The following is a 5,516-nucleotide window of genomic DNA, read 5'->3' as shown; positions in this document are numbered from 1 at the left end:
GTGTATAGCTGCCCGAACGAGATTTCCGGCTGCGTAGTGGATTCAGCCTGAAAGTTCAGGCGGTTGATGACTTTGGCTTTCTTGTCTTCGGCGTCTTTTTGCAGGAAGGCGCGAATCTCGGCCAGCGATCCGTCGGGGTCGGGCTTGATGTCTTTGGGTACTTTAACAAAGGAATTGTCCGAAAAGCCCGGCTTTTCCAGCGACCAGGCGGGAAGTTCTTTTTTCGGATTGATGATCGAGTCCTTCATCATCTCGCCCATGCTCAATCCAGCCGAAAACAGGATCGTCTTCCCATCCGGCGACCAGCGCGGACTGCCCGCGCCGTAGTCGAGCTTCGTCAATTGCCACGCTTCGCCGCCGCTGAGCGGCAAGACGAAAATCTGATTCTTATCTTTGGCTTTCCTGACAAAAGCAATCTTGCTTCCGTCCGGCGACCAGGCGGGTTGGCTCGCGCTTTCTGCGCCGTAGGTCAGGGCTTGGGGTTCTTTTTTGTTTTCAAGATCGGCGAGGTACAGATGCGTCCGGTACTCGTATTCAAACTTGGCATCCGGCGTGGCCTCCGTCGTATTCAGGGTATAAACCGCCTGCTTGCCTGAGGGCGAAATGGCAATCGTACCTACTTGCGCGATGAGGGTCAGGTCGGTGGCTTTGACCCTTTCCTTAGTTTGGGCCTGGACGGAAAATCCTTCGGCTACGCTCAAGATGATAAAGAGCGGTCCGACGTATCGGAGGAGGAAGAGGTTCTTCATAGGTTGGTTTCTAGTGGTCAATTTTTTTTGGTTCAATATATCAGCTCTTCCACTCGATCTCGACCCGCTTTCCCGTGTCTGCCGCGCTTTTGATAGCTTCTATAATTCTCAGATCTTTCATACCTTCTTCGCCCGAGGCAAGCGGTTCAGTATTGTCGATAATACTTTGGGCGAAAGCATCCATCTGTTTAATTTGCTGAAAATCGGGTGTGGCGAAGCTGATCTTGCCCTCGCCCGAATCACCCGTGGTACCTGTGGCGTTGAAGGCGGGCTGCAGGCCAAACCAACGATAACCCGTCGTGGCGTACAGTCGATCCACGTACGACGTGTAGGTAGTCGTGGAGTTGGAAATCGCTCCGCCGGGAAATTCCATTTGGAACATCATGGTTTCGTAAATGTCTTTGAAAATGGTCGTGTCGCGTACGTAGCCCTGCGCGGTCACCGCTACCGGGTCTTCACCAACTACGCGCCTGGCCCCCTGAATGGCATAGACGCCCAGATCCATGATCGCCCCGCCGCCTCCGAGCTTCTTATTCAGCCGCCAGACCGTCGGGTCGGCCATCGAAAAGCCCAAACTGGTTTCCATCATCTTCACTGCCCCGTACACTTTTTCTGTTCCCAGGCGGCGAACTTCCAGGTGGTGCGGCTCAAAATAGAGACGGTACCCTACCGACAGTTTCACGCCCGCTTCGCGGCAGGCGTCGATCATCCGCTGGCATTCGTCCACCGTGATCGCCATCGGTTTTTCGCAAATGACGTGCTTCCCGGCCTGCGCCGCGCGAATGGTGTACTCGGCGTGCATGGAGTTGGGCAGCACCACGTACGCGATGTCGATATCCGTGTTGTACTTGATCTGCTCGAAATTCTCGTAGTTGTAGATGTTCTTGGCCGGAATGTCATACTGTTTGGCCCAGGATTCGGCCTTAGCGGGTGTACCCGTGACGATTCCTGCCAGGCGGCAGTTCGAGGCATATTGCAATGCCGGGGCCAATTGACGCGTACTGTAATTGCCCAAACCGACTAGCGCAACACCTAGTTTGCGGGCAGGTACGGCGTAAGCCGCCGAAACGATTGGCGAGGAGACCAGCAGAAGGCTGGTTGAGAATCCGGCTTGGGAGATGAATTTTCGCCTTTTCATTCTTACTGTCAGTTTTCATAGCCTGTCAATTCCTCTAAATTTTCGACTCTCAATAATGAGCAATCATATCTTCGTTGCTCATTTCTACAAGATCGCAGTATTCAAACAAATTAACTATTTCCTGAAAATTCCGACGAAAAAGATCCAGCAATTGGCGGTTTTTTATGTTTCCGGTAGTAATCAGGAGAAGTTTTTCGGGAGCGTTCCGAGGTAGATGGCTATCGTAAAAGTCCAGGTCTTCAGTAACAACTATATAGCTCGCTTTGGTAGATATCGATCTTATCGTTTCGTCTTCAGTTTCATCTTTATCGGGCAAATCCTCAGTATGAACTACCTCGCAGCCTTTACTACGCATCCAAATCGCCAGCAGATAGGGCAGCTGAGCATCTACCAGAAACTTCATTCCAAAACCTTTCTGATACTTTTCACTCTCGAAAGTTTCGCAGCATACTGCAAACACGCCAGAATATCGTCATTTTCCAGCGTAGGGTAATCGGCTAAAATTTCTTCGTGGCTACTTCCCGCCGACAGCAAATCCAGAATCAGTTCCACCGGATAACGCTTGTTGCGGATCGTAGGTTTACCGTGGCAAACCCTCGGATTGAGCATAATTCTGGACAATAATTGCTCCATGTTTTTTTAGTTTTTCATAAAACTACGGTTTTTACGCCTAACCACCTCAAACCTTTACCCCCTTCAACAACTCCCCAATCACCCGATCTGGTGTGATTCCTTCCGCCTCCGCTCTGAAATTCAGCGCGATGCGGTGGCGCAGGATGGGGTAGGCCAGCGTCTGAATGTCGTCGGGAACGACCGAGAAGCGGGCGTTCACCACGGCGTTGGCTTTGGCGCAAAGTACCAGTGCTTGTCCCGCCCGTGGCCCCGCGCCCCAGTCGCACCATTGCCGTACGAAGTCAGATGGGCTGTCCAGCGGACGTGTCGCGCGGACAAGGCGGTTGATGTAGACAATCAACTCGTCGCTGATGTGGACTTGCCGGGTCAAGGTTTGGAGGTCGAGGATGTCGCGGTCGGTCAGAATGGTTTGCAGCGTGGGTTTGGCCGTTCCGGTAGTACTTTTTAGCACGTCCAGTTCTTCCTTTTCGGAAGGATAGTCCAGCTTGACGTATAGCAGAAAGCGGTCTAGTTGCGCCTCGGGCAGTGGGTAAGTACCTGCTTGCTCGATGGGGTTTTGGGTGGCTATAATCAGGAATGGGCGCGGCAGGACGTAGTCCGTTCCAGCGTAAGTGACCTTCCCCTCCTGCATGGCTTCCAACAGGGCGGCCTGGGTTTTGGGCGGCGTGCGGTTGATCTCGTCGGCTAGCACAACGTGCGCAAAGAGCGGACCTTTGTTGAATTTGAAAAACTTTCGCCCCGTTTCGTGGTCTTCTTCCAGGATTTCGGTACCCACAATGTCGCCCGGCATGAGATCGGGTGTGAACTGGATGCGCTTGAAACTCATGTCCAGCGTTTTGGCCAATGTACTTACCATGAGCGTCTTGGCCAGGCCGGGAACGCCTTCCAACAGACAATGACCGCCCGCCAGCAGGGTAATCAATATTTCAGTGACCGCCTCCTGCTGCCCGACGATGACTTTGGCGATTTCCTGCCGTAGTAAAGGTACTTTGGCGACTAGGGATTTGAAGTGGGTTAAATCCTGGGATGCGGCGGTGTTCAATGATATAATGAGTGAATGATATAATGATAGAATGGGGCGGCGGAAAAGGTCAAACCGCACTGGCGAACCGGTCCAAAGTTGATCGTCCGATGTCCAGAAGGCTTTACGACACCACCGTTCCCAGCTCCTTCGCGATTTCCTTTTCGATCGCCTTGTGGCACATGAATTTTTCCAGTAAGGCGTTGGTTTCCGCCTCATCCTTGACTTTGGCTAAGCCATCGTGTATTTCCTTCATGATAACCTCGTTGTATCCCTTTTTGAGCCGGAGTATGTTAGTAAAAGCAAGGTCGGGTAGTTTGTCGAGTTCCGTCGGGACGATGATCTCATATTTTTCCTTCCACTGTTCGCTCAGGTGATAGCGCGTCGTGACCAAGTCTATGGCTTCGCTCTTGATGTCAGGGTCGGGGTGGTTGAGGAAGTAGTCCGTATCGGGAATCTCGCCGCGCGAGAAACCTTCCCGGAACACCGTCAGCAAATGCTGGTACATGGGGTGATGAAACTCGATGCCGGACAACTCGCTGAGCATGTAATGACAGAGCGACACCTTGGGTTCCAGTTCCTCCCGCGCAAAATTGACCAAGAGTCGGATACACTCCTGCTCGTGCTGCGTCACAGGATCCTGGCGGGTCAACTCTACGGGCGGCTCTATCGGCTCTCCTGTGATTTGTTCCGCTCCCGCCGCTAGGTCGCCAGGGCCATCGGGCAGCGTCGTTTGCGACCGCCGCTCCTGTGTCCGCGCTTTGGCGGCCTGCTCTTTCCGCAGGATTTTGTTGCCCTCCGAGATGAGCGTTTGCTCATCGACGTGCATCAAGTTGGCAATGCGGGGAAAAAAAATCTGCCTTTGGATCGGGTCGGGAATTTTGACGATGCTACCCACCACATCGGTAATCACGGCAGCACGGCGGAAGGGGTCGTCGCCCGCGTCGGCCAGCAAGGTCTGCGTTTTGAACGTGATAAAATCGCGGGCCGAAGAATGAATGTATCGCTTGAACTCCTCTGCCCCCAAGCGCTGCACGTAGCTGTCTGGGTCTTCGCCGTTTGGGAAAGTCACGACGCTGACATTCAGCCCTTCTTCCAGCACTAGATCCAGTCCGCGCAGGGCGGCCTTGATGCCCGCCGGGTCACCATCATACAAAATGGTGACGTTAGGCGTGAAGCGACCGATGAGTCGGATTTGCTCCACCGTTAGCGAAGTACCCGACGATGCTACCACGTTCTCGACGCCCGCCTGGTGCAGCGATACCACGTCGGTGTAGCCCTCTACGAGATAGCACACATCGAGCTGGCGAATAGCGTTCTTGGCCTGGTAAATGCCGTAGAGTACATCGCTCTTGTGATAGACATCCGTCTCGGGCGAGTTGACGTACTTCGGCTGATGGCCCTTGGCGTTGGGATCGGATTTGAGAATCCTGGCCCCGAAGGCGATCACTTTCCCGGCCACGTTATGGATGGGGAAAATCACGCGTCCCCGGAAGCGGTCGTAGCCGCCCGTACTGCTGCCCTCGCGCTGAATCATCAGCCCGGCTTTTTCCAGCAATTCGGCGCTGTGACCCTTGGAGAGAGCTTCCTGCGTAAGCGCATCCCAGGCTTCGGGACTGTATCCCAGTTCGAACTGGGTTCGGATTGTCTCGTTGAAACCGCGCTCTTTGAGGTAGCTAAGCGCGATGGACTGGCCCTCTTCGGTTTCGGAGAGTTGTTGTTGGAAGTAATTCTTGGCAAAATTCAGGACGATGTACAGGCTTTCGCGCTCGTTTTGGCGAAGCTCCTGTTCGTCAGTAAGCTTCTCTTCCTGAACTTCGATGCTATATTTTTGGGCGAGGTGTTTGAGCGCTTCTCCGTAGCCGATGCCGTCGATGTCCATCACGAATTTGATGGCGTCGCCCGCCGCCCCGCAGCCGAAGCACTTGAAAATCTGCCGCGCCGGATTGACGTTGAAGGAGGGCGTCTTCTCATT

The 5,516-nt window shown here is 53.7% G+C and carries 6 protein-coding genes; all 6 read right to left on the bottom strand.

Going from position 1 to position 5,516, the window contains the following annotated elements; all coding sequences use genetic code 11:
* Positions 1–749, bottom strand: a 749-nt coding sequence (locus ACEW8P_RS04955; protein WP_373511995.1) for a TolB family protein, incomplete at its 3' end; no start/stop codon positions are given.
* 40 nt (positions 750–789) lie between these two features.
* Positions 790–1,887: a Gfo/Idh/MocA family protein gene (locus ACEW8P_RS04950; RefSeq protein WP_373511994.1), complete on the bottom strand. Its 1,098-nt coding sequence runs from the start codon at positions 1,885–1,887 to the stop codon at positions 790–792.
* A 49-nt stretch (positions 1,888–1,936) separates the two neighbouring features.
* The gene (locus tag ACEW8P_RS04945) at positions 1,937–2,290 is read right to left on the bottom strand and encodes a DUF5615 family PIN-like protein (protein WP_373511993.1); all 354 of its coding nucleotides are present in this window, start codon (positions 2,288–2,290) and stop codon (positions 1,937–1,939) included.
* On the bottom strand, positions 2,287–2,520 hold the full coding sequence (locus tag ACEW8P_RS04940; protein WP_373511992.1) for a DUF433 domain-containing protein: 234 nt from the start codon (positions 2,518–2,520) through the stop codon (positions 2,287–2,289). The genes ACEW8P_RS04945 and ACEW8P_RS04940 overlap by 4 nt, the downstream gene beginning before the upstream one ends.
* A gap of 46 nt (positions 2,521–2,566) precedes the next feature.
* Positions 2,567–3,571 carry an AAA family ATPase gene (locus tag ACEW8P_RS04935; RefSeq protein WP_373511996.1) on the bottom strand — a complete coding sequence of 335 codons (1,005 nt, stop codon included), beginning with the start codon at positions 3,569–3,571 and terminating at the stop codon, positions 2,567–2,569.
* 94 nt (positions 3,572–3,665) lie between these two features.
* A partial coding sequence (dnaG, locus tag ACEW8P_RS04930) for a DNA primase (RefSeq protein ID WP_373511991.1) occupies positions 3,666–5,516 on the bottom strand: 1,851 nt, incomplete at its 5' end.

This window comes from Persicitalea sp. (assembly GCF_041751555.1).
Taxonomy (GTDB): Bacteria; Bacteroidota; Bacteroidia; order Cytophagales; family Spirosomataceae; genus Persicitalea.
This window is presented reverse-complemented; position numbering and strand designations above follow the sequence as displayed.